Annotated in this window: 18 protein-coding genes and 2 riboswitches; of the genes, 14 read left to right on the top strand and 4 right to left on the bottom strand. The window is 66.4% G+C overall.

Annotation, left to right across the window (positions count from 1 at the left end):
- Positions 1 to 34: 34 nt before the first annotated feature.
- Together ACUY1T_RS04965 and ACUY1T_RS04960 are read left to right on the top strand one after the other, a co-directional pair.
- On the top strand, positions 35 to 1,030 hold the full coding sequence (locus ACUY1T_RS04965; RefSeq protein WP_446020604.1) for a zinc-dependent alcohol dehydrogenase family protein: 996 nt from the start codon (positions 35 to 37) through the stop codon (positions 1,028 to 1,030).
- A 110-nt stretch (positions 1,031 to 1,140) separates the two neighbouring features.
- Positions 1,141 to 1,827, top strand: a complete 687-nt coding sequence (locus ACUY1T_RS04960; protein ID WP_446020603.1) for a glutathione S-transferase family protein — start codon at positions 1,141 to 1,143, stop codon at positions 1,825 to 1,827.
- Positions 1,828 to 1,870: 43 nt separating this feature from the next.
- Here the strand turns inward: ACUY1T_RS04960 and ACUY1T_RS04955 are convergent, their stop codons facing one another.
- Positions 1,871 to 2,953: a PA0069 family radical SAM protein gene (locus ACUY1T_RS04955; RefSeq protein WP_446020602.1), complete on the bottom strand. Its 1,083-nt coding sequence runs from the start codon at positions 2,951 to 2,953 to the stop codon at positions 1,871 to 1,873.
- Between the two features lie 96 nt (positions 2,954 to 3,049).
- On the opposite strand from ACUY1T_RS04955, the gene ACUY1T_RS04950 reads away from it, so the two are divergent.
- The 12 genes from ACUY1T_RS04950 to ACUY1T_RS04895 all read left to right on the top strand — a co-directional run bounded on the left by ACUY1T_RS04950 (position 3,050) and on the right by ACUY1T_RS04895 (position 15,685).
- Positions 3,050 to 5,290 (top strand): heavy metal translocating P-type ATPase, encoded by a 2,241-nt coding sequence (locus tag ACUY1T_RS04950; RefSeq protein WP_446020601.1) that lies wholly within the window; start codon positions 3,050 to 3,052, stop codon positions 5,288 to 5,290.
- A gap of 56 nt (positions 5,291 to 5,346) precedes the next feature.
- Positions 5,347 to 6,402: a nicotinate-nucleotide--dimethylbenzimidazole phosphoribosyltransferase gene (gene cobT / locus ACUY1T_RS04945; protein WP_446020600.1), complete on the top strand. Its 1,056-nt coding sequence runs from the start codon at positions 5,347 to 5,349 to the stop codon at positions 6,400 to 6,402.
- On the top strand, positions 6,399 to 7,379 hold the full coding sequence (gene cbiB, locus ACUY1T_RS04940; protein WP_446020599.1) for an adenosylcobinamide-phosphate synthase CbiB: 981 nt from the start codon (positions 6,399 to 6,401) through the stop codon (positions 7,377 to 7,379). The genes cobT and cbiB overlap by 4 nt, the downstream gene beginning before the upstream one ends.
- Before the next feature lie 16 nt (positions 7,380 to 7,395).
- On the top strand, positions 7,396 to 8,481 hold the full coding sequence (gene cobD / locus ACUY1T_RS04935; RefSeq protein ID WP_446020598.1) for a threonine-phosphate decarboxylase CobD: 1,086 nt from the start codon (positions 7,396 to 7,398) through the stop codon (positions 8,479 to 8,481).
- Complete coding sequence (locus ACUY1T_RS04930; RefSeq protein ID WP_446020597.1) at positions 8,478 to 9,026, top strand: bifunctional adenosylcobinamide kinase/adenosylcobinamide-phosphate guanylyltransferase; 549 nt, start codon at positions 8,478 to 8,480, stop codon at positions 9,024 to 9,026. Before cobD ends, ACUY1T_RS04930 begins: the two co-directional genes overlap by 4 nt.
- The gene (gene cobS / locus ACUY1T_RS04925) at positions 9,023 to 9,781 is read left to right on the top strand and encodes an adenosylcobinamide-GDP ribazoletransferase (protein WP_446020596.1); all 759 of its coding nucleotides are present in this window, start codon (positions 9,023 to 9,025) and stop codon (positions 9,779 to 9,781) included. Before ACUY1T_RS04930 ends, cobS begins: the two co-directional genes overlap by 4 nt.
- Entirely contained in the window at positions 9,733 to 10,374 is a 642-nt protein-coding gene (locus ACUY1T_RS04920) for a histidine phosphatase family protein (protein ID WP_446020595.1), read from the top strand. The genes cobS and ACUY1T_RS04920 overlap by 49 nt, the downstream gene beginning before the upstream one ends.
- The gene (locus ACUY1T_RS04915) at positions 10,326 to 10,757 is read left to right on the top strand and encodes a bifunctional adenosylcobinamide kinase/adenosylcobinamide-phosphate guanylyltransferase (protein WP_446020594.1); all 432 of its coding nucleotides are present in this window, start codon (positions 10,326 to 10,328) and stop codon (positions 10,755 to 10,757) included. The genes ACUY1T_RS04920 and ACUY1T_RS04915 overlap by 49 nt, the downstream gene beginning before the upstream one ends.
- Positions 10,758 to 10,809: 52 nt before the next feature.
- Positions 10,810 to 11,033: riboswitch (cobalamin riboswitch) on the top strand.
- Positions 11,034 to 11,160: 127 nt separating this feature from the next.
- Positions 11,161 to 13,005, top strand: coding sequence for a TonB-dependent receptor domain-containing protein (locus tag ACUY1T_RS04910; RefSeq protein WP_446020593.1), 1,845 nt, complete (start codon positions 11,161 to 11,163; stop codon positions 13,003 to 13,005).
- Positions 12,950 to 13,921: a cobalamin-binding protein gene (locus ACUY1T_RS04905; protein WP_446020592.1), complete on the top strand. Its 972-nt coding sequence runs from the start codon at positions 12,950 to 12,952 to the stop codon at positions 13,919 to 13,921. Before ACUY1T_RS04910 ends, ACUY1T_RS04905 begins: the two co-directional genes overlap by 56 nt.
- Positions 13,902 to 14,909, top strand: a complete 1,008-nt coding sequence (locus ACUY1T_RS04900; protein WP_446020591.1) for a FecCD family ABC transporter permease — start codon at positions 13,902 to 13,904, stop codon at positions 14,907 to 14,909. The genes ACUY1T_RS04905 and ACUY1T_RS04900 overlap by 20 nt, the downstream gene beginning before the upstream one ends.
- Positions 14,909 to 15,685, top strand: coding sequence for an ABC transporter ATP-binding protein (locus tag ACUY1T_RS04895; RefSeq protein ID WP_446020590.1), 777 nt, complete (start codon positions 14,909 to 14,911; stop codon positions 15,683 to 15,685). Before ACUY1T_RS04900 ends, ACUY1T_RS04895 begins: the two co-directional genes overlap by 1 nt.
- A gap of 61 nt (positions 15,686 to 15,746) precedes the next feature.
- Here the strand turns inward: ACUY1T_RS04895 and ACUY1T_RS04890 are convergent, their stop codons facing one another.
- Genes ACUY1T_RS04890 through ACUY1T_RS04880 form a run of 3 tightly spaced genes read right to left on the bottom strand, consistent with a single transcriptional unit; the run spans position 15,747 to position 18,546 of the window.
- Positions 15,747 to 16,511: an ABC transporter ATP-binding protein gene (locus tag ACUY1T_RS04890; RefSeq protein WP_446020589.1), complete on the bottom strand. Its 765-nt coding sequence runs from the start codon at positions 16,509 to 16,511 to the stop codon at positions 15,747 to 15,749.
- Positions 16,508 to 17,575 (bottom strand): FecCD family ABC transporter permease, encoded by a 1,068-nt coding sequence (locus tag ACUY1T_RS04885; protein WP_446020588.1) that lies wholly within the window; start codon positions 17,573 to 17,575, stop codon positions 16,508 to 16,510. The genes ACUY1T_RS04890 and ACUY1T_RS04885 overlap by 4 nt, the downstream gene beginning before the upstream one ends.
- 11 nt (positions 17,576 to 17,586) lie before the next feature.
- On the bottom strand, positions 17,587 to 18,546 hold the full coding sequence (locus ACUY1T_RS04880) for an ABC transporter substrate-binding protein (RefSeq protein ID WP_446020587.1): 960 nt from the start codon (positions 18,544 to 18,546) through the stop codon (positions 17,587 to 17,589).
- Between the two features lie 313 nt (positions 18,547 to 18,859).
- Positions 18,860 to 19,092, top strand: a riboswitch (cobalamin riboswitch).
- Positions 19,093 to 19,183 lie beyond the last annotated feature (91 nt).

The following is a 19,183-nucleotide window of genomic DNA, read 5'->3' as shown; positions in this document are numbered from 1 at the left end:
GCTCCCGTGAGAGACTTCTTCCAAGGGGGCTGCCATGAGCCAGATGCGCGCCATGCGGTTGCATGGCCCGAGCCAGCCGCTGCAGCTGGAGTGGGTGTCCCGGCCTGAGCCCGAGGCGGGCCAGGTGCAGTACCGTGTGCTGGCCTGCGGCGTGTGCCGCACCGACCTGCACGTGGTCGATGGCGAGCTGCCTTCGCCACGTCTGCCGCTGGTGCCTGGTCACGAGATCGTCGGCGAGATCACGGTGGTGGGGCAAGGCGTCGGCCACCTGGCGCCCGGCATGCGCATCGGCGTGCCCTGGCTGGGCTGGACCTGCGGTGAATGCGAGGCCTGTGTGGCCGGTCGCGAAAACCTCTGCGCTCAAGCGCAATTCACCGGTTACACCCTCGATGGCGGCTACGCCGAGTACGGCGTGGCCGACGCCCGCTACTGCTTTCCCATGATGGCGGAGGATGCCCAGGCTGCTGCGCCGCTGCTTTGCGCGGGGCTGATCGGCTATCGCACCTGGCGTCTGGCCGGTGGGGAGCAGAATAGACGTCTGGGGATCTATGGTTTCGGGGCCGCGGCCCATATCCTCGTGCAGCTCGCCGTGGCGTGCGGCCAGCGGGTCTACGCCTTCACCCGGCCGGGAGACGAGGCGGCCCAGGCCTTCGCGCTGCGGCTCGGTGCCGTGTGGGCCGGTGATGCCGACCAGGTACCACCCGAGCCGCTCGATGCCGCGCTGCTGTTTGCGCCGGTGGGCGAGCTGGTACCGCTGGCACTGGCCCAGGTGCGCCCGGGTGGAGCGGTCGTGTCCGGCGGCATCCACATGTCCGATATCCCCACCTTTCCCTATCGTCTGCTGTGGCAGGAGCGCAGCCTCCGTTCGGTCGCCAATCTCACCCGCCAGGATGGCGAGGAGTTCCTGGCGCTGGCGCCCACGGTGCCGATACGCACCGAGACACGCGCCTATCACTTGGAACAGGCCAATCAGGCCCTGACCGACCTGCGCGAGGGCAGGCTGACGGGAGCCGCAGTGCTGATTCCTTGAGACTCGGGCTCATGCTGTGAACGACGGCAAAGATATTGAATTGCTCGCCTGGAGGGAGAGAGATTGGCAGGCTATGCTGTCTTTTCCCTTTCCATGCGACAGGTTTCGACATGTATCGCCTTCATATTGCCAACAAGAACTACTCTTCCTGGTCGCTACGCCCCTGGGTGCTGATGCGCCATCTGGACATCCCGTTCGAGGAGCGCCTGACCCCTTTCGAGCCTGGATCGAACTGGACCGCCTTTCGCGAGTTCTCACCGTCGGGAATGGTGCCCTGCCTGGAGGACGGTGAGCGCGCCGTGTGGGAGTCGCTGGCGATCGTCGAATACCTGGCCGAGCGACATGCCGGCGTATGGCCAATCGACGACGAGGCGCGCGCCTGGGCGCGTTGCGCCAGCAGCGAGATGCACGCCGGATTTTCCGCCCTGCGCAGCCTGTGTCCGATGAACTGCGGCGTCAGGGTGAAGCTGCACCATATGCCGGATGCCTTGGCAGGCAACCTGGCTCGCCTCGATGAGCTCTGGCAGCAGGGCCTCACGCGTTTCGGCGGCCCCTTCCTGGCGGGGGAGTCCTTCTCTGCAGTGGATGCCTTCTTCGCTCCGGTGGCGTTCCGGGTACAGGGCTTTGGGCTCGAGCTGAGTGCGCCCTCGATGGCATATGTCGAACGGCTGCTGGCACTTCCCGCCATGCAGCAATGGTACGAGGCGGCGCTGGACGAGCCGTGGCGCGAGGCGGCGCACGAAGCCGAGGTGCAGGAGAACGGCACCGTCGTCGAGGACCTGCGGCGTCCTTCCTGACACTCCTTCGGGCTGTTTTCCTGCCGCCGGGGCACGCTCCGGGTCAACTGAATAGGTCGCCCTGATCCCGGGGCGGCCTGAAGGCCGTGGTATCGAGTTGGCGCGCCTCGCTCCTAACGGGATCGTTGAGGCCGAGGCGCCGGCAGGCCTTGTCGAAGCGCTGAGCGATGAGCTCGGCAAATATCCCCTCGCCGCGCATGCGTTTGCCGAAGCGACTGTCGTAGTCGGCTCCGCTGCGGCACTGGCGCACCAGACTCATCACCTTGCCGGCCCGCTCCGGGTAGTGAGCCTGTAGCCAGTCCTCGAACAGCGGTGCCACCTCGCGGGGCAGGCGCAGTAGCGTCCAGCCGGCTGATTCCGCCCCGGCGTCGCGGGCTGCCTGTAGGAGGCGTTCCAGTTCGTGGTCGGTCAATCCCGGAATGATCGGCGCGACCATGACGCCCACCGGCACACCGGCATCTTTCAATTGCTCGATGGTTCGCAACCGGGCGCCGGGAGAAGCCGTGCGCGGCTCCAGGCTGCGCTTGAGTTCGGTGTCCAGGCTGGTGAGGCTGATCGACACCCTGGCCAGGCGCATGTCGGCCAGTTCGGCAAGCAGGTCCAGGTCGCGCAGGATCAGCGCGCTCTTGGTAATGATCGAAACCGGATGGCGGCATTCGAGCAGAAAGGCGAGAATTTTTCGGGTGCTGCCGCGCTCCGCTTCCAGTGGCTGGTAGCAGTCGGTGTTGCCGGAAAGGGCGATGGGGCGGCACACGTAGCTGCGTTTGCAAAACTCTTCTCGCAGCCGATCGACCAGGCCGCTGCGGGCGATCAGGCGGGTCTCGAAGTCGATCCCGGGGGAGAGATCCCAGTAGGCGTGGCTGGGTCGTGCATAGCAGTAGATGCAGCCGTGCTCGCAGCCGCGGTAAGGGTTGAGCGAGCGGTCGAAGGCGAGGTCGGGCGAGTCGTTCCAGGAGAGCGCACTGCGCGCTCGTTCGTCGTTTACGACAGTGGCCAGCCGCGTCGGGATTTCCTCCTGCCACCAGCCGTCGTCCTCCGTCTCGCTGTGGGTCGGGGCGAAGCGGTTGTCGGGGTTGTAGGTGGCGCCGCGCCCCTTGCGTAGCTGCTTTTGATCGAACCGAGGCATGGGTCAATCCCTTTTACTGTATTTATGTACAGTATATGACGCCTTCGGCGAGTCGCCAATGCTGGATAACTCTCCACGGGCGAGTACGCTTCAGGCATGACGACAACTTCCCATCGCGACTCTTCGCGTGCCCATGAGGCGCTCTATTCGGTCCAAGGGCTGTGGTGTACCAGCTGTGCGCTGGCCGTCGAGGCCCAATTGATGCGGCTATCCGGTGTGGTAGCTGCCAGCGTGCACTACCCCAGCGCTATCCTGCTGGTGCAGGGGCGGCCGGACGCTTTGGAGGAAACCCGGCTGGCCGCCGCCGTCAAGCGGCTCGGCTACCGCCTCGGGCCGCCGGAGGCGGTGGGCGATGCCGAAACGCGACTGGAAGCCGAAAGCCGCTATCTCACCCTGCGCCTGCTGACGGCAGTCGCCTTCGGCATGTGGACCATGCTTGCCTCGCTGCTGATCTATGCCGGCGCCATGCCCAGCCCACGGCTGGAGCTGGTCATGGCCTGGGTGTCCGGTGCCTTCGCCTTGCCTGTCGTTACCTACGTGGCGTTCCCGTTCTATCGGGCCGGGTGGCGTACGGCACGAGCGCGGCGCCCCGGCATGGATGCGCTGGTGTCGCTGGGTGCGCTGACGGCGGTGGCTGTATCGCTATGGCTGCTTTTGCGCGGCTCGGCGGAGGTCTATTTCGATACCGCAGTGATGCTGGTCGCGCTGCTGTTGGCGGGCCGGCTGGTGGAAACTCTGTGCCGCCACCGAGGGCTGCGGGCGCTGCAGGCTCTGTACGAGCCTCCCACCGAAGTACGGCGGTGGGGGCAGGGCAGCTGGCAGCCCTGCCCGCTGGAATCGGTGGCGATAGGCGATCGGGTGCGTGTCGAGCCCGGAGAGACGCTGCCTTTTGATGGCGTTCTGGAGAACGACGAAGCCTTGCTCGACCTCTCGCCCCTCACCGGAGAGAGTGCCCCGCGACGCTGCCTGCCCGGCGAGCCGGTGGCGGCAGGCTGCCGCAACCTGGGCGCGGCGCTGGTGCTCGAGGTCAACGCGGCTGCAGGAGAATGCCGCCTGGACCGGCTGCGCGAGCAGATGTGGTGGCAGCAGGCGCGCAAGGGTGAATTGCAGCACCTGGCCGATCGCTTTGCCGGCTGGCTCAGCCCCCTGGCGGTGGTACTCGCGGCTCTCACCTTGTTGGCTACGTGGCTGAGCGGAGTGCCGGCAGAGGAGGCTTGGGTCAGGGCGCTATCGGTACTGGTCGTCGCCTGCCCCTGCGCCGTGGGCCTGGCGATTCCGCTGGCGAGCCTGGCGGGCAGCGGGCAGGGGCTGGAGCGCGGCGTGATCGTACGCGACCCGAGTGCTTTCGAAGCGTTGGCGGGTATCCGCAGCGCAGCGTTCGACAAGACCGGCACCCTGACCCGAGGCGAACCGGAGGTGCTGGCCGTGCGGCCTGCTCCCGGTTACGGCGAGGCGGCCGTGCTGGTGCTGACCGCGCTGGCGGCGCAGGGCAGCGAGCATCCGCTGGCACGGGCCGTGCGCAGGTATGCCCGGGATGCCGGCCAGGACGCCGTTGCCGAGGTGGCGGAAGCCGAGGAGACCGGTGGCCGCGGCCGTCGCGTACGCCTGGCCGATGGGCGCCGGCTACTGCTGGGTAGCCGCACCTGGCTGGGCGAGCAGGGCGTTTCCATGAAGGGCCTGGAGGAGCCGGCTGAAAGCGAAGTGCTGCTGGCCTGCGACGGCCAGTGGTTAGCGCAATTCAGTCTGGGTGAAGCGGCGCTGCCCGGTAGTGCCGAAACCCTGGCCAGGCTGCGTCGGCAGGGGCTCGTGCTGGCGCTGATCAGCGGCGATAGGGCTCAGGCAGTCCGGCGGCTGGGGACCGAAGTGGGGCTGCAGCCGGAGGAGTGCTACGCCGGGCGCAGCCCCGAAGCCAAGGCGAAGCTGCTGGCAGCCATGCCACAGCCCTCGCTCTATGTTGGCGATGGCATCAACGATGTGCTGGGGCTGGCGACCGCCAGCGTGGGCGTGGCGCCGCTGGGAGCCAGTTCCACCGTACAGGAGGGGGCCGGCGTGGCGCTGCTGCAACCGGGAGTGTCAGGGGTCGAAGTCGCCTGGCAGCTGGCGCGGCGTACCCGGCGCGTGATGCGTCAGAACCTGCTGCTCTCCGGCATTTACAACCTACTGGCGCTGGGGCTGGCAGTTGCCATGCCGATACCGCCGCTGGTGGCGGTGCTGGCCATGGTGGCCAGCTCGCTCAGCGTGGTGGCGAACTCGGCGCGACTGGCATGGAGCGATGCTGAGGTTCGGCAGAAACAGCCGAGCGCTCCCGTGACCGATGCGCTCGGCGCGGTGCCGTGACAGACCGGGCCAGCCTGTTAAGATGGCGGCTGCCTTCGCGATATCAGGACTCCCTCATGCTTGCCGATACCCTGGCCTCACTCTCGCCGGTCGACGATGCGCTGACGAGCGCCGTTCAGGCGCGGCTGGATAACCTCACCAAGCCCCCTGGCAGCCTGGGCCGTCTCGAATCCCTGGCATTGGCACTGGCCGGTATGAGCGGGAGCGAGCAGCCGTCGGTGACGCCGCCCGGCGTGATCGTCTTTGCCGCCGATCATGGCGTGGCCGAGGAGGGCGTCTCGGCCTTTCCCCAGGAGGTCACGGTGCAGATGGTAGCCAACTTTGCGGCTGGCGGTGCTGCCATCAACGTCTTCGCACGTCAGATCGGTGCCCGGCTCGAGGTCGTCGACGTCGGCATGAAGGGGGGCGTCGAGGGTGAAGGCGTCGTTATCGACAAGGTGCGACCCGGCACGGCCAACTTCGCCCGTGAGGACGCCATGAGCCTTGCCGAGGCCGAGCGTGCCATCGAAGTGGGCATCCGCGGCGCCGCGCGCAGTCACGAAGCGGGCTGCCGCTGCTTGATCGTCGGCGAGATGGGTATCGCCAATACCACTGCGAGCAGCGCTGTACTGGCTGCCCTGAGCGGCTTGCCGGCGAGTCGCCTGGTGGGACTGGGGACGGGTATCGCACCGGCACGGTTGGCTCACAAGGCAGCAGTGATCGAAGGGGCGCTGGCTGCCCGCGGCGCGGACCCATCCCAACCGCTCGAGGTGCTGGCCAAGCTCGGCGGGCTGGAAATTGCCGCCATGGCCGGCGCCTACCTGGGCGCGGCGGCCCGGCGCATGCCGATCCTGGTCGATGGGTTCATCGCCACCGTGGCGGCGCTCGTGGCCTGTCGGCTTGCGCCTGCGCTGCGCGGCTATCTCATTTTCGCCCACCGTTCCTGCGAGCCGGGTCATGACGTGGCGCTCGAACTGCTCGAGGCCGAGTCGCTGCTCGATCTCGAGCTGCGTCTGGGCGAGGGTACCGGCGCGGCCCTGGCCTTCCCGCTGCTCGAAGCCGCCTGCCGCATGCTGGCCGAGATGGCGACCTTCGCTTCGGCGGGCGTAGCGTCTGGTGGCACGGAGGCATGAGCGCCGAACCGCTGAGCCTGGCCTTGGTCGTGCTGCTCATCGGGGCCATCCTGCTGGATCTCGTGCTCGGCGACCCTCGCTGGCTGCCGCACCCGGTGGTCGCCATGGGGCGGTTGATCGGCATTCTGGAGCGCCGTTGGAACCGGGGCCCGCCACGGGCCCGGCGCCTCAAGGGCTTTCTGCTGACAGGCTGCGTGGTGGGGCTGGTTTACGCGATGGCCTGGGGCGTGCTGGCTGCGCTTGCCTGGCTGCATCCTTGGCTGGGGCTTGCCGGCGAAGTCCTGCTGCTGGCTAGTGCTCTGGCGATCAAGGGTTTGCGCGATGCCGCCATGGCCGTGGCGACACCCTTGATGCGGGGCGATCTCGGTGAGGCTCGCCACGCCGTGGCGATGATCGTGGGGCGCGACACCGAGGCCCTCGACGAGGCAGGCATCACCCGGGCCACCGTCGAAACCGTGGCCGAGAACAGCGTCGACGGCATCACCGCACCGCTGTTCTGGGCGCTGCTCGGCGGGGCACCGTTGGCGCTGGCCTACAAGGCGGTGAATACCCTGGATTCCATGGTCGGCTACCGCAGCGAGCGCTACGTCGATTTCGGCTACGCCTCGGCCAGGCTCGACGACCTGGCCAACTGGGTGCCGGCCCGGCTGACCGCGCTGGCGATGTGGCTGGCTGCCCTGGTGATGCCGGAGGCACGCACACGGGGAGCACTGGCCGGCACCTGGTACGATGCGCCGGGCCACCCCAGCCCCAATGCCGGCTGGACCGAAGCGATGATGGCACACCTGCTGGGCGTACAGCTCGGCGGCATCAATCACTATGGCGGAAGCATTTCCGAGCGAGCGCTAATGGGCGAGCCGCGTGAGCCGCTGCGAGTGGCGCATATCGATCGTGCCGTACGCCATATGCATGGGGCCTGGATCGTCTTTTTCCTGGTGATGGCAGGCTTGGCAGGGACATGGGGTACAGGCGCATGAACGAACGGGAGGAGACATGAGCGATTGGCCGAGCCATGGCGGGCGGCCGGAACAGGTACTGCACCGCTTGGGGTTGGCCCCCGACGTCCAAGTCGTTGATTTCAGTGCCAATCTCAACCCGCTGGGACCGCCACCCTGGCTGGCAGAACGGCTTGCCGACAGCCTGACCGAACTCTCCGTCTATCCGGACCCGGACTACACCGCTGCCAGGCAAGCCATCGCCGGGCACGAAGGGCTCACGCCTGGGCAGGTACGCCTGACCAACGGCGGGGCCGAGGCGATCTTCCTCGCCGCTGCGCTGCTGGCCCGGCGCGGTGTACGCCGGGCCGTCGTCGTTCAGCCGACCTTCTGCGAATACGAACGCGCCTGCCACCACTACGGCATTGCCGTGCAGCATCTTGGGTTGGAGGAGGAGAGCTTCGAGCTGGACGAGTCGCGTGCCCTCGATGCCATGGGTGAGGCCGATGCGGTGTTCCTGTGCCGACCCAACAACCCCACTGGCACCCTGATCGAACGCGGGCTGATCGAGCGCATGCTGTCGGCGGGGCTGCGGCGCGGTACCACGCTGGTGGTGGACGAGGCGTTCATCGACTTCGTCGTACCGAACGAACGGCTGACGCCGCTGCTGGCCCGCTACGACAACCTTCTGCTGCTGCGCTCGATGACCAAGCTGTACGCCATTCCCGGCCTGCGGCTCGGCTATCTGCTAGGCGGGGAGTCGACAGTACGGCACATTGCCGAGCTGCAGCTGCCGTGGAGCGTCAATTCGGTGGCGGCAGCGCTGGTCGGAGCGCTGTTGGAAGACCAGAACTACCTGCATCGGACCCAGTCCTGGCTCGACGCCGAGCGGCCATGGTTCCAGCGTGAGCTGGAAGCGCTGGGGCTGCGGGTGGTGCCCTCCCGCACCAACTTCCTGCTGCTGCAGGATGGCGCGGCGCGGCCCATGTCGGCGCTGCTGGAGCATCTGGCGCGCTGCGGTATCCTGGCGCGCCACACCCACAACTTCATCGGCCTCGATGGCGCCTGGCTGCGCGTCGCGGTGCGTACCCGGCAGGAGAACGAACAGCTGAACGAGGCCATCGCCCGCTGGAGAACGTCATGATCGCCTTCATCAGCGGTGGGGCGCGTTCCGGCAAGAGCACCTATGCCGAAGCGCTGGTGCGGCGCTGGCAGGCCGAGCGAGGTGGGGAGCGCTACTACCTGGCGACAGCCAGGAGCAGCGGCGATGCGGAAATGCAGGCGCGTATCGGCCGCCACCGGCAGGCACGCGGAGAAGGATGGATCACGATCGAGGAGCCATTCGATTTGCTGGCCGCCCTCGATCGGGTAGCGCCTGGCAGCACGCTGCTGCTCGACTGCCTGACGCTGTGGGCCAGCCAGTTGTTATACGCCAGCCCGCTCGACGAGGCGCTGGGTATCGCCATGGTCGAGCGGACGCTGGCCACGGCCAGGCAGCAGGATATTGCGTTGGTCATCGTCTCCAACGACGTCAACGAAGGCATACCCCCCGATGACGACGAACTCTGGCGCTACCTCGCTTTCCTGCAGCAGGTCCACTGCCTGGTCGCCCGTGAGGCGGACGAGGTGATACAGGTCGTCGCCGGCCTGCCTCAGGTATGGAAGTGCCAGGGGAGCCGTCAGCCATGAGAGATGCGGTCTACGGCCTGGTATTGGCCGTGCAGTTCCTGACCCGCCTGCCGCTGCCGCTCGCCTGCCCCTGGAACGCGACCACACGGCGCTGGGCGATACGCTGCTACCCTCTGGTGGGTATGCTCATCGGCGCTCTGCTGGTCACAGTGGCGGCATTGCTCGAAGGCGTGCTGCCCGCGCCGCTGCTCGTGCTGACGCTGCTTACGCTGTGGGTGGCGCTGACCGGAGGATTGCACCTTGATGGCCTGATGGACGTCGCCGACGCACTGGGCAGCAACGCGCCGCTGGAGAAGCGCTGGTCGATCATGAAGGACCCGCACGTGGGCAGCTTCGGCATGTTGGCGCTGGTGTTCCTGCTGCTGTGGAAGGTGGCGCTGCTGTTCGTGCTGCTGGAAGCCGGGGCGAGCCTGGTCCTGCTGGTGGCAATTCCGGCACTGGGGCGCCTGGCGGCGGTCGCATTGCTGGTGCTGGCACCAGTTGCCCACGCGGAGGGGATGGCTGCCGGTTGGAAGCGCGACCTGACACCGTCCGATCTTGCGCTGGCGGCGTTGCCGCTGTTGCCGCTTGCCATACTGGTGCCGGGCGGCGTGTGGCTGTGCCTGGCGCTGGTGCCGTTCCTGGCGCTCTATGCCTATGAGGTGCTGCGTGCGTTCAAGGGAATCAACGGCGATATCGTCGGAACCGTCATCGAGGGAGGAGAGCTATGGCTGCTGCTGGTCGCCTGGAGCTGGTGGTCGTTCGTCACGGCCTGACGCAGTGGAATCGCGAGCGTCGCTACCAGGGGCAGCGTTACATCCCGCTGCTGCTGCCCCAAGCCGTGGCGGGGCTCGACCGGCTACGTGTAGCGCTGGAAGCGCACGAGTTCGACACCGTGCACTGCAGCGACCTGACCCGCTGCCGCCAGACCCTGGCGCATGTCATCGAGGGGCGAGAGGCCGCCTGGCCGACACGCTTCGATGAGCGGCTGCGCGAGCTCGACTTCGGCGACTACGAGGGGTGTACCTACGACGAACTCGAGTCACGACCCGCCTATCGCGCCTGGATCGACAGTGCGGGTGAGCAGGCCCCGCCCGGGGGGGAATCCACTGCCGAGCTGCGCCAGCGGCTCGACGACTGGCTTGCTGAACTGCTGGCCGGCTGCGCGCCGCACGGCCAACACCGTGCCTTGGTCGTCACCCATGGCGGCGTGATTCGCGAATTGCGCCGTCGCTTCGAGGGTATCGGCTTCTGGGAGGGCGGGGTCAGTCAGGCAGAGGGGCGCCTGTTTACCTTCATCCATGACCAGGAGCGCTGGCAATGCAGCTCTTCATCGGCGGTACCTGTGCCGGCAAACGTAACGTCGTAAGGCAACGCTTCGACTCCGCCTGTTGGCATTCGGCTTATGCGGGATGTCAACTCGAGGCGTGGCACGCGGCTGCCGTCTCGTCGCGCTGCCTGGTGCTGGAAGGCTGGGAGCGCTGGATCGCCGCTCGTCTCGCCGATGAACCCGACGACGACCGGCTGCGCCAGGCCATGGCTTGCGAACTCGACGCGCTGTGTGCCTGGGAAGCCGAGCAGGGCGGCGAAGCGCTGCTGATCCTGCTCGAAATGGGCCGCGGTATCGTGCCGCTCGGCGCCGACAAACGGCGCCTGCGTGACCTCAACGGTTGGCTGGCCCAGGATGCCGCGGCGCGCTGCGAGCGGGTCTGGTATGTTCGGCATGGCCTTGTTGAATCGCTAACTTGTTGATCTGCCTCAAACTCCATGTAAGCCTGCGTTGACGCCCTGTCACGAGATTGCTAGTTTACGCCCACTCTCAGGTGCCTCACTGTAGTTCGAGGTTAAACGGGAAGTCGGTGCTTTCCCATGTGGAAGAATCCGACGCTGCCCCCGCAACGGTGATCGAGTGTGGGTCCATCATCGCGCCACTGTGCCCCGGCATGGGAAGGCGATGGGCCCGAAGTGCGTCTATATGAGACCGCTTCGCTCGTCAGCCCGGAGACCGGCCCGAGAGAACATTGTCGGGTTGCGGTGGGTAACCTCGAGACAGGGTAGAAGCCGCTTTTCTCTCCCTTTCTCGTTCCCTTCACGCCACCCCGGCTCCGCAAAGAAGACCGTGCGGGTAGGCACGGCGAGCAGCAAGGGAATCCGAATGAAAACCCAATACCATCTGGCCGCGCAGGGCCTCGCCGCCTTCGGCCTGGCAGCCCTTCCCCTGGCCGTGCAGGCACAGGCCACGACCGCCGATAACGCCGAGATCGTTGCGCTCAACCCGATGGTGGTCACCGCCACCCTGGCGCCGCGCACCGCCGACCAGACGCTCTCCTCCGTGACCGTGCTCGACGAGGCCACCCTGCGCCGGCAGGACCCCACCAGTATGACCGATCTGTTGCGTGGCCAGCCGGGAGTGGACGTCACCTCGAACGGCAGCTTCGGCAAGACCAGCAGTGTCTTCATCCGCGGCACGTCCAACGACCAGAGCCTGCTGATGATCGATGGCATCCGGCTGCGTTCGGCCACCGCCGGAGGCGCCGCCTGGCAGTTCCTGGATCCGCGCATGTTCCAGCGCGCCGAGATCGTGCGCGGCCCGCGCGGCAGCCTGTATGGCGCCGATGCGGTGGGTGGTGTAGTACAGCTCTTTACCCATGAGGCGAAAGAGGGCGGCCCGCATCCGCGCTTTTCTGCAGGCGGCGGCTCCTTCGATACCCAACGCTACAGTGCTGGGCTCTCCGGCAGCAGCGGCGGTACCCGCTACAGCTTCGCTGGCAGTCACTTAACCACCGACGGTACGCCTGTTCGTCGCGATGGTGAGGACAAGGGCTACGACAACACCTCGGCTCTGGCGCGTATCGCTCATACCTTCGATGGCGGCGCTGAAGTCGGGATGCTGGGCCTGCGTGCCACGGGGAGCAGCGAGTTCGATAGTTTTGGCATGCCGGCGAATACCGATTTCGTCCAGCAAGTGGTCGGTATCTATGGTGAATTACCCTTGGGAAATAACTGGCGTAGCCGACTGACCCTTAGCGAGTCGCGGGATGAACAGGAATTTCTCTATACCGCCTCGGAAAGCCGGTTCGATACGCGGTCACGCACCGCCCGCTGGGACAGTACCCTGATGCTGGGCAATCACGAACTCGTCTTGGGAGCCGAGTACCTGAAGGACTCGGTCGTGACGACCGACGACTATCTGGTGGATAGCCGCGACAACGCTGCAGTTTTCGCTCAAGGGATGCTCGACTTCGCGCCTTACTCGGTACAGGCCAGTATGCGCTACGACGACAATGAGTCCTATGGCGAAGAGTTGACCGGCAGTCTGGCGCTGGGCTATGACCTGGATACCCGTCATACCCTGCGGGCGAGCTACGGTACCGCCTTCAAGGCACCTAGTTTCAATGATCTGTATTATCGGGATCAGTGGGGGAACTTCGGGGATCCCGACCTCAAGCCGGAGAAATCGCAGAGCTTCGAACTGGGTGCACGCGGTCAATATCAGGCCTTCTTCTGGGACTTGGCCCTCTACCAGACGGACATCGATGACCTGATCGACTGGAAAGACCAAGGTAACTTCACCTCGGCACCCGAGCAGGTAGACAGTGCACGTATTCGAGGCGTCGAGCTTGCGGGAGGTGTCGACGTTGATGACTGGACCCTGGCGGCGGCCCTCACCTATACCGATCCGGAGGATCGGGAAACCGGCAATCGCCTGAATCGTCGGGCTAGCCAGAGCCTGCGCCTGGATCTCGATCGTGAGCTGGGTGACTGGTCCGTGGGGAGTTCCTGGATCGTGCAGAGCCACCGCTACGAGTATGACTTCACCGGGGAGAGCACGCGTCTTGGTGGTTTCGGCCTGCTCAACCTGCGCGCCGGCTGGCAGTTCGCGCCGCTGTGGTCGGCCCGGCTGACGGTAGAAAACGCGCTCGACAAGGAGTACGAAACCACCCGTGAGTACCTCAATGCCGGCCGTGCGGCCTTCGTCAGTGTTCACTTCGGCCAGTAATCGCCGATTCAGCGGGGCACGCGGCCCCGCTAGCGTTATTTGCGCTTTACTCGCCCTGGCTCTGCTGGGGCTGGGCACTGTCACGGCGCACGCCGAGGCGCTCTGTGCCACCGACGATCGTTCCCGCGAGGTATGCCTCGAGGCACCGGCCACCCGCATCGCCGCGCTCTCGCCCGGCGCCACCGAGCTGGTCTACGCTGCCGGGGCTGGAGAAAAGGTGGTTGCGGTAGTCGCCTATAGCGACTATCCGCCTGAAGCGAAGGAGGTGCCGTCGGTGGGCAGCCATACCCGTATGGATCTGGAAGCCCTGGTCTCGCTGCGCCCGGACCTGGTGATCGGCTGGGTCACCGGCAATCCGCCCGAGCAGCTCGAGACCCTCGAGGCGCTGGGCATGCCGGTGTTCTATATCGAGCCACGCGATGTCGAGAGCGTTTCCAGCGCCGTCGAGAGGCTGGCTCTGCTTGCCGATACCCGCGAAGAGGGCGATCGCGTCGCTACCGAGTACCGTGATGGCATGGCGGCGCTGGCCGAGCGCTACGCAGATGCCGAGCCGGTCACGGTGTTCTATCAGGTATGGGACGAGCCGCTGATGACCGTCAACGATGAGCACCTGATTGGCAAGGTGCTGACACTGTGCGGTGGCGTCAATGCGTTCGGCGAACTGTCGCGTCTGGTACCGCGTATCGACGACGAATCGGTACTCGCCGCCGATCCCGAGGCAATACTCGCCGGTGGCATGGGGGAGGAGAATCGCAACTGGCTGACCCACTGGGAGCAGTACCCGAATCTGACGGCAGTAGAGCGTGAGAATCTCTACTTCGTGCCGCCATCGCTGATCCAGCGGCCCACGCCGCGGCTGCTGGAGGGCAGCCGCCTGTTCTGCGAGAAGCTCGATCATGCCCGCGACAAGCGCTGAGGCGATGGCATTGGGAGCGCGTCGCTCGCTGTGGCCGCCGCTGGCCGCGCTGGCCCTGCTGGGGCTGGCGGCACTGCTGTTCTCGGTCACCCAGGGCAGCGCCGTGCTGTCTCTTGCCGACGTGTGGGCGGTGGTACGTGGCGAGGGTAGCCCCCTGGCGCGTACGCTGATTCTCGAGCTGCGCGTTCCGCGTTCGCTGGCGGCCTTTGCCGTGGGTGGCCTGCTCGCCGTGGCTGGCGCCCTGATGCAGGTGCTGCTGCGCAACCCGCTAGCCGACCCCTACGTGCTGGGTCTTTCCGGAGGCGCCTCGGTGGGGGCGCTGGCGGCGATGCTGGCGGGTCTGGGGGGAGCGGTGATTACCGGCTCGGCCTTTGCTGGGGCCTTTCTCTCCACGCTGCTGGTCTTCGGCCTGGCCCATGGCACCGGTAGCTGGACGCCGTCGCGGCTGCTTCTCACCGGGGTGGTGATCGCGGCCGGCTGGGGCGCGGTGATCACTCTGATGCTGGCACTGAGCCCAGCGGAGCGTCTACCCGGCATGCTCTACTGGCTGATGGGGGATCTCTCCTATTCACGCTCCCCCTGGCCGCCGCTGGCGCTGCTGTTGCTGATCTGCCTGCTGCTGATGCCGCTGGGCCGTAGCCTCAACGTCATGGCGCGTGGTCCGCTACAGGCGGCGGCGCTGGGGGTCAACGTGCGCCCGCTGGAGTGGACGATCTATCTTGTCGCCAGCGCGCTCACCGCCATGGCGGTGACCACCGCCGGCAGCATCGGCTTCGTCGGCCTGGTGGTGCCGCACATGCTGCGCCTGGTGCTGGGCAACGACCAGCGCCTGATCCTGCCGGCCTGCGCCCTGGCCGGCGGCACCCTGCTGGTACTGGCCGACACCCTGGCGCGCACCCTGATCGCTCCGGAGCAGCTGCCGGTGGGCGTGATCACCGCGCTGCTCGGCGTGCCCACCTTCCTCTACCTGCTCTACCGGAGCCGCTGATGAACCGCCTGGCGCTGCGTGATCTGGTCATCGACGTGCCGGGACGGCGCAGCGGCCAAGCGCTGTCGCTCAGTATCGAACCGGGGCAGGTGTGGGGCGTGCTCGGTCCCAATGGCGCCGGCAAGACCACGCTGCTGCATACCCTGGCCGGGCTGCGCGCGCCACGTAGCGGCCAGGTGCTCATCGACGATCGGCCGTTAGCAGCGCTTGGCCGGCGACAGGTGGCGCGCCTCCTGGGGCTGGTGTTCCAGGAGCGCCTCGACGGCTTTCCCGCCACGGTGCGCGAGACCGCCCTGATCGGCCGTCATCCCTGGCTCTCGGCGTGGCAGATGGAGGGCGGCGAGGACCTGCGCCTGGCCGAGGCGGCACTGGAGCGACTCGATGTCGACCACCTGGCCGAGCGTCTGGTGAGCACGCTCTCGGGCGGCGAGAGGCAGCGCCTGGCCATTGCCACGGTGCTGACCCAGGCACCACGGATCTGGCTCGCCGATGAACCCACCAACCATCTCGACCTGCACCACCAGACCGCGGTGATGGCGCTGCTCGCCGAGCAGGCCGCCGAGGCTGGAGAAGGGCGCGCGGTGATGATGTGCCTGCACGACCTCAACCTGGCGGCGCGCTGGTGCGACCACCTGCTGCTGCTCTATCCCGACGGCGAGGCGTGCTGGGGCCCGCGCGACGCCATGCTGGAGCCCGCCGCGCTCGAGGCGTTGTACGGCCAGCGCCTGGCCACCGCCGAGATCGACGGTGCGCCTGTGTTCGTACCCGTGAGATAGCGTCAAGTGGACCTGCCAGCGCTATCAATGGCGGGCTTCGCGGGCAGGGCTTTCGGAGGCTTTACAGGGCGCTGCGGAAGCGCATGATCCGGCGATGGTCGACGGGATCATCGAGGAAATCGGCATGCACGCCGAAGGTATGGCGCAGCCTCGCGGCCGTCAGTACCTGGCTGGGTGGGCCGACATCGACCAGGCGACCGCCATCCATCACGCCGATGCGGTCGCAGTCCATGGCCTGATTGAGGTCATGCAGGGCGATGACCACCGTGACCGACAGCTGCCGGACCAACGACAGGATCGACAGCTGATGACGAATGTCGAGATGGTTGGTGGGTTCGTCGAGCAGCAGGATCCTCGGCTGCTGGGCCAGGGCGCGTGCGATGTGGACGCGCTGGCGCTCGCCGCCGGACAGCGTATGCCAGAGTCGCTCCGCCAGATGGGTCATGCCGACATTGGTAAGAGCCTGGGCAATGATGGCGTCATCCTGCTCCGACCACGGCTGCAGCGCCGAGAGGAAGGGCGTCCGGCCCAGGGCCACTGCCTCGCGAACCACGATGCGGTCGAGGGTCTCGGCCTGCTGCTCGACGAAGGCGATGATCCGGGCAATGTCGCGCTGGCGCATCGCGTACATCGACGCATCGTCCACCAGTACGCGACCGCTCCTGGGCTTGCGCAGTCCGGCCAGCACCCGCAGCAGAGTGGTCTTGCCCGAGCCGTTCGGGCCGATCAGACCGAAGGTCTCGCCGGGCGTCACCGTGAGGCTGACATCGTCCAGCAGCTTGTGGCCGTGGATCGACCAGTCGATGCGTTCCGCTGCCAGCCTCATTTCGTCCTCGTCCCACGCACCAGGATCATGGCGAAGGCCGGGGCGCCGACCAGCGCCGTGACCACCCCGATCGGCAGTACCTGCCCCGGCACCAGGATGCGCGAGAGAATATCCGCAGCGATCAGGAACACCGCGCCGGCCAACGCCGAGGCGGGCACCAGCCGGGTGTGGCGACTGCCGACCAGAAAGCGCATGGCATGAGGAATCACCAGGCCTACGAAACCGATGGCGCCGACCATGGAGACCATCACCGCGGTGACCAGGGCCATGCTGGCAATCAGGATGCCGCGCACGCGGCGCACGGGGATGCCCAGCGAGGCGGCGCTGTCGGCACCGAAGGTGAAGGCATCCAGCGCCCGCCGGTACCAGAGACAGACCAGCAGGCCGGCCACGGCGGCGGGCAGTCCCAGGGAGACATCCTCCCAGCGCACCCCGGAAAGGTTGCCCATCAGCCAGAACATGATGCCCCGCGCCTGCTCGGCGCTCGCCGACCTGGCGATGATAAAGGCGGTGAGGGCATTGAACAGCTGCGAGCCGGCGATGCCGGCCAGGATGATAGCCCCTGCGGCCTGGGTACTGCGTCCGCCACCGGTGCCACTGCCGGCAGCATGGGCGAGCATCACCACCAGGCCGAACGCCAGCCCCGCCCCGGCGAAGGCGCCGAGAGAGAGCGTCACCGCGCCGGCGCCGAGCCCGGCGATGGTGACCGCCACGGCACCGGTGGAGGCGCCGGCGGAAATTCCCATCAGGAAGGGGTCGGCCAGGGGGTTGCGCAGCAGCGCCTGCAGGACGACACCGGCCAGCGCCAGTCCGGCCCCGCAACAGGCGGCAAGAATGGCGCGACTGAGGCGATAGTTCCAGATGATGCCGGCGTCGATCCGGTCCACCGCGTGCTCCGCCCCCCACAGTCGGTTGGCCAATACCTTGAGGATCGTGTCCGGTGAAATCGGCGTTTCGCCGATGGCAGTACCGGCCATTATCGCCACGAACAGGATCAGTGGCGTCAGCCAGGCCCAGTGCCAGCGAATAGGTATCGTCGGGCGTAATGTCAGGGTCGAAATCACTGGTCGAAGGATCACTGATCGAAGGGCATAGCCGACAGGGCCTCGACCAGCGTTTCGAGACCGAAGATCGTGCGCATGGTGGCGCTCATCGCATGGGCATCCATCTCGATGATGCGTCCATTTTTTACTGCCGACATTTCGCGGGTCACGGGGTCGCTATGCAGGAATTCGAGTTTGTTGGCGACATCATCGGCAGGGAAGCGGCGGCGATTCATGCTGGCGACCACGATGATGTCCGGATCGGCCCGGGCGATGGTTTCCCAGCCGACCACTGGCCACTCTTCATCGGACTCCACCACGTTGTGGATGCCCAGCGTGTCCATCATATAGCCCGGTGCGCCAAGGCGGCCGGCAGCGAAGGGATCCGCCGACTCGGCGGGGGAGGAGAACCAGAATACCGCTGACAGGTCTTCCGGCAGCGCCAGGCGCCTGGCACTCTCGATGGCGCCGGCCTCGCGTGCCTGGAGGTCGGCGACCAGGGCAGCCCCGGCCTCGCGGACATCGAAGATGCTCGCCAGTTCGTTGATGCCTTTATAGACGTGTTCAGGCGAAAAGGCGGCGGTGCGCGTGCCGTCGCCACCGGTGCTGTTGTCCTTGGTGTCGCAGTCGGCCGGCATGATGTAGGTGGCGACACCCAGCTCATGGAACTGCTCCCGGCTCGCCACGCTTCCTGTGGGGCCGACGTGCCACTCGTATTGGACGGCGACCAGGTCGGGCCGGCGGCTTATGACGGACTCGAAACTCGGGTCGTTGTCGGCGAGACGTGCGATATCGGCATTGACCTCGTCGAACTGAGGCAGCACAGGATTGAACCATACGGATGTCCCGGAAACCCGTTCGGAAAGTCCCAGTGCATAGAGAATTTCCGTAGCCGATTGTCCGACGGTGACCGTGCTTTCCGGTGCGGATGGAAAGCTGATTTCCATGCCGCAATTCGTCAATGTCAGGGGGTAATTGGTGCTGTCCGCCATGACAAAGGTTGCGGGAAAAAGAGCGAGAGTTGCCAGTAGTCGTCGAGCGTAATTCATCGCGTCATATCCGGGTGGCGGGAGGGTGTTGGCCAATCTGACCCTGGTGGGCGGAGATCATAGCACTGCATTTTGCATGTCGGCGCCTCGATTGCCAGCCATCAGGGCGAGAAAGAATTTAATATGTTATATCATAACAATTTAAAGGGAAACCTTGTGTAGCACGCTGCCGGACTAGCCTGCTGGCCGGTGTGCCTGCGCGCCACGTCGGGCCATCCGGTGGTCAAATTGCGCCTGTTGCGGCAATTGTTTTAGGATGGGTCTACTCGAGACGGGTGCCCCTGTACCTAGGGGATAATCGGGAAGTATGGTACGGCCATTGCGCCCATCCCATCGCTGCCCCCGCAACGGTAATGAGTGAGTAGCCTGCGATAACCACTGGCTTAGGAGACTGTCGGACAGCCTCCGAGGCCGGGAAGGTGCAGGCGATGACGCGATTATTCGCGTCACTCCTCGAGCCCGGAGACCGGCCCGTCATGTCGTTTCATCCAGCAACGGTGCGGTGGGCATCGGGGATAGCGTGTCTCAATGATTCCTTTTTCCTCCTTCCCGGGAGCTTTCCGTTCCTGCCGGCTATCGG

The sequence above is a fragment of the Billgrantia sp. Q4P2 genome, assembly GCF_052806135.1.
Note: the sequence above shows the minus strand (reverse complement) of the source record. Positions and strands in the feature narration are given on the sequence as shown.

What these genes read in the sequence shown, in the direction of transcription:
- ACUY1T_RS04965 (WP_446020604.1), top strand. Translation starts at nt 35, where the DNA reads ATGAGCCAGATGCGCGCCATGCGGTTGCATGGCCCGAGCCAGCCGCTG.
- ACUY1T_RS04960 (WP_446020603.1), top strand. Translation starts at nt 1,141, where the DNA reads ATGTATCGCCTTCATATTGCCAACAAGAACTACTCTTCCTGGTCGCTA.
- ACUY1T_RS04955 (WP_446020602.1), bottom strand. Translation starts at nt 2,953, where the DNA reads ATGCCTCGGTTCGATCAAAAGCAGCTACGCAAGGGGCGCGGCGCCACC.
- ACUY1T_RS04950 (WP_446020601.1), top strand. Translation starts at nt 3,050, where the DNA reads ATGACGACAACTTCCCATCGCGACTCTTCGCGTGCCCATGAGGCGCTC.
- cobT (WP_446020600.1), top strand. Translation starts at nt 5,347, where the DNA reads ATGCTTGCCGATACCCTGGCCTCACTCTCGCCGGTCGACGATGCGCTG.
- cbiB (WP_446020599.1), top strand. Translation starts at nt 6,399, where the DNA reads ATGAGCGCCGAACCGCTGAGCCTGGCCTTGGTCGTGCTGCTCATCGGG.
- cobD (WP_446020598.1), top strand. Translation starts at nt 7,396, where the DNA reads ATGAGCGATTGGCCGAGCCATGGCGGGCGGCCGGAACAGGTACTGCAC.
- ACUY1T_RS04930 (WP_446020597.1), top strand. Translation starts at nt 8,478, where the DNA reads ATGATCGCCTTCATCAGCGGTGGGGCGCGTTCCGGCAAGAGCACCTAT.
- cobS (WP_446020596.1), top strand. Translation starts at nt 9,023, where the DNA reads ATGAGAGATGCGGTCTACGGCCTGGTATTGGCCGTGCAGTTCCTGACC.
- ACUY1T_RS04920 (WP_446020595.1), top strand. Translation starts at nt 9,733, where the DNA reads ATGGCTGCTGCTGGTCGCCTGGAGCTGGTGGTCGTTCGTCACGGCCTG.
- ACUY1T_RS04915 (WP_446020594.1), top strand. Translation starts at nt 10,326, where the DNA reads ATGCAGCTCTTCATCGGCGGTACCTGTGCCGGCAAACGTAACGTCGTA.
- ACUY1T_RS04910 (WP_446020593.1), top strand. Translation starts at nt 11,161, where the DNA reads ATGAAAACCCAATACCATCTGGCCGCGCAGGGCCTCGCCGCCTTCGGC.
- ACUY1T_RS04900 (WP_446020591.1), top strand. Translation starts at nt 13,902, where the DNA reads ATGCCCGCGACAAGCGCTGAGGCGATGGCATTGGGAGCGCGTCGCTCG.
- ACUY1T_RS04895 (WP_446020590.1), top strand. Translation starts at nt 14,909, where the DNA reads ATGAACCGCCTGGCGCTGCGTGATCTGGTCATCGACGTGCCGGGACGG.
- ACUY1T_RS04890 (WP_446020589.1), bottom strand. Translation starts at nt 16,511, where the DNA reads ATGAGGCTGGCAGCGGAACGCATCGACTGGTCGATCCACGGCCACAAG.
- ACUY1T_RS04880 (WP_446020587.1), bottom strand. Translation starts at nt 18,546, where the DNA reads ATGGCGGACAGCACCAATTACCCCCTGACATTGACGAATTGCGGCATG.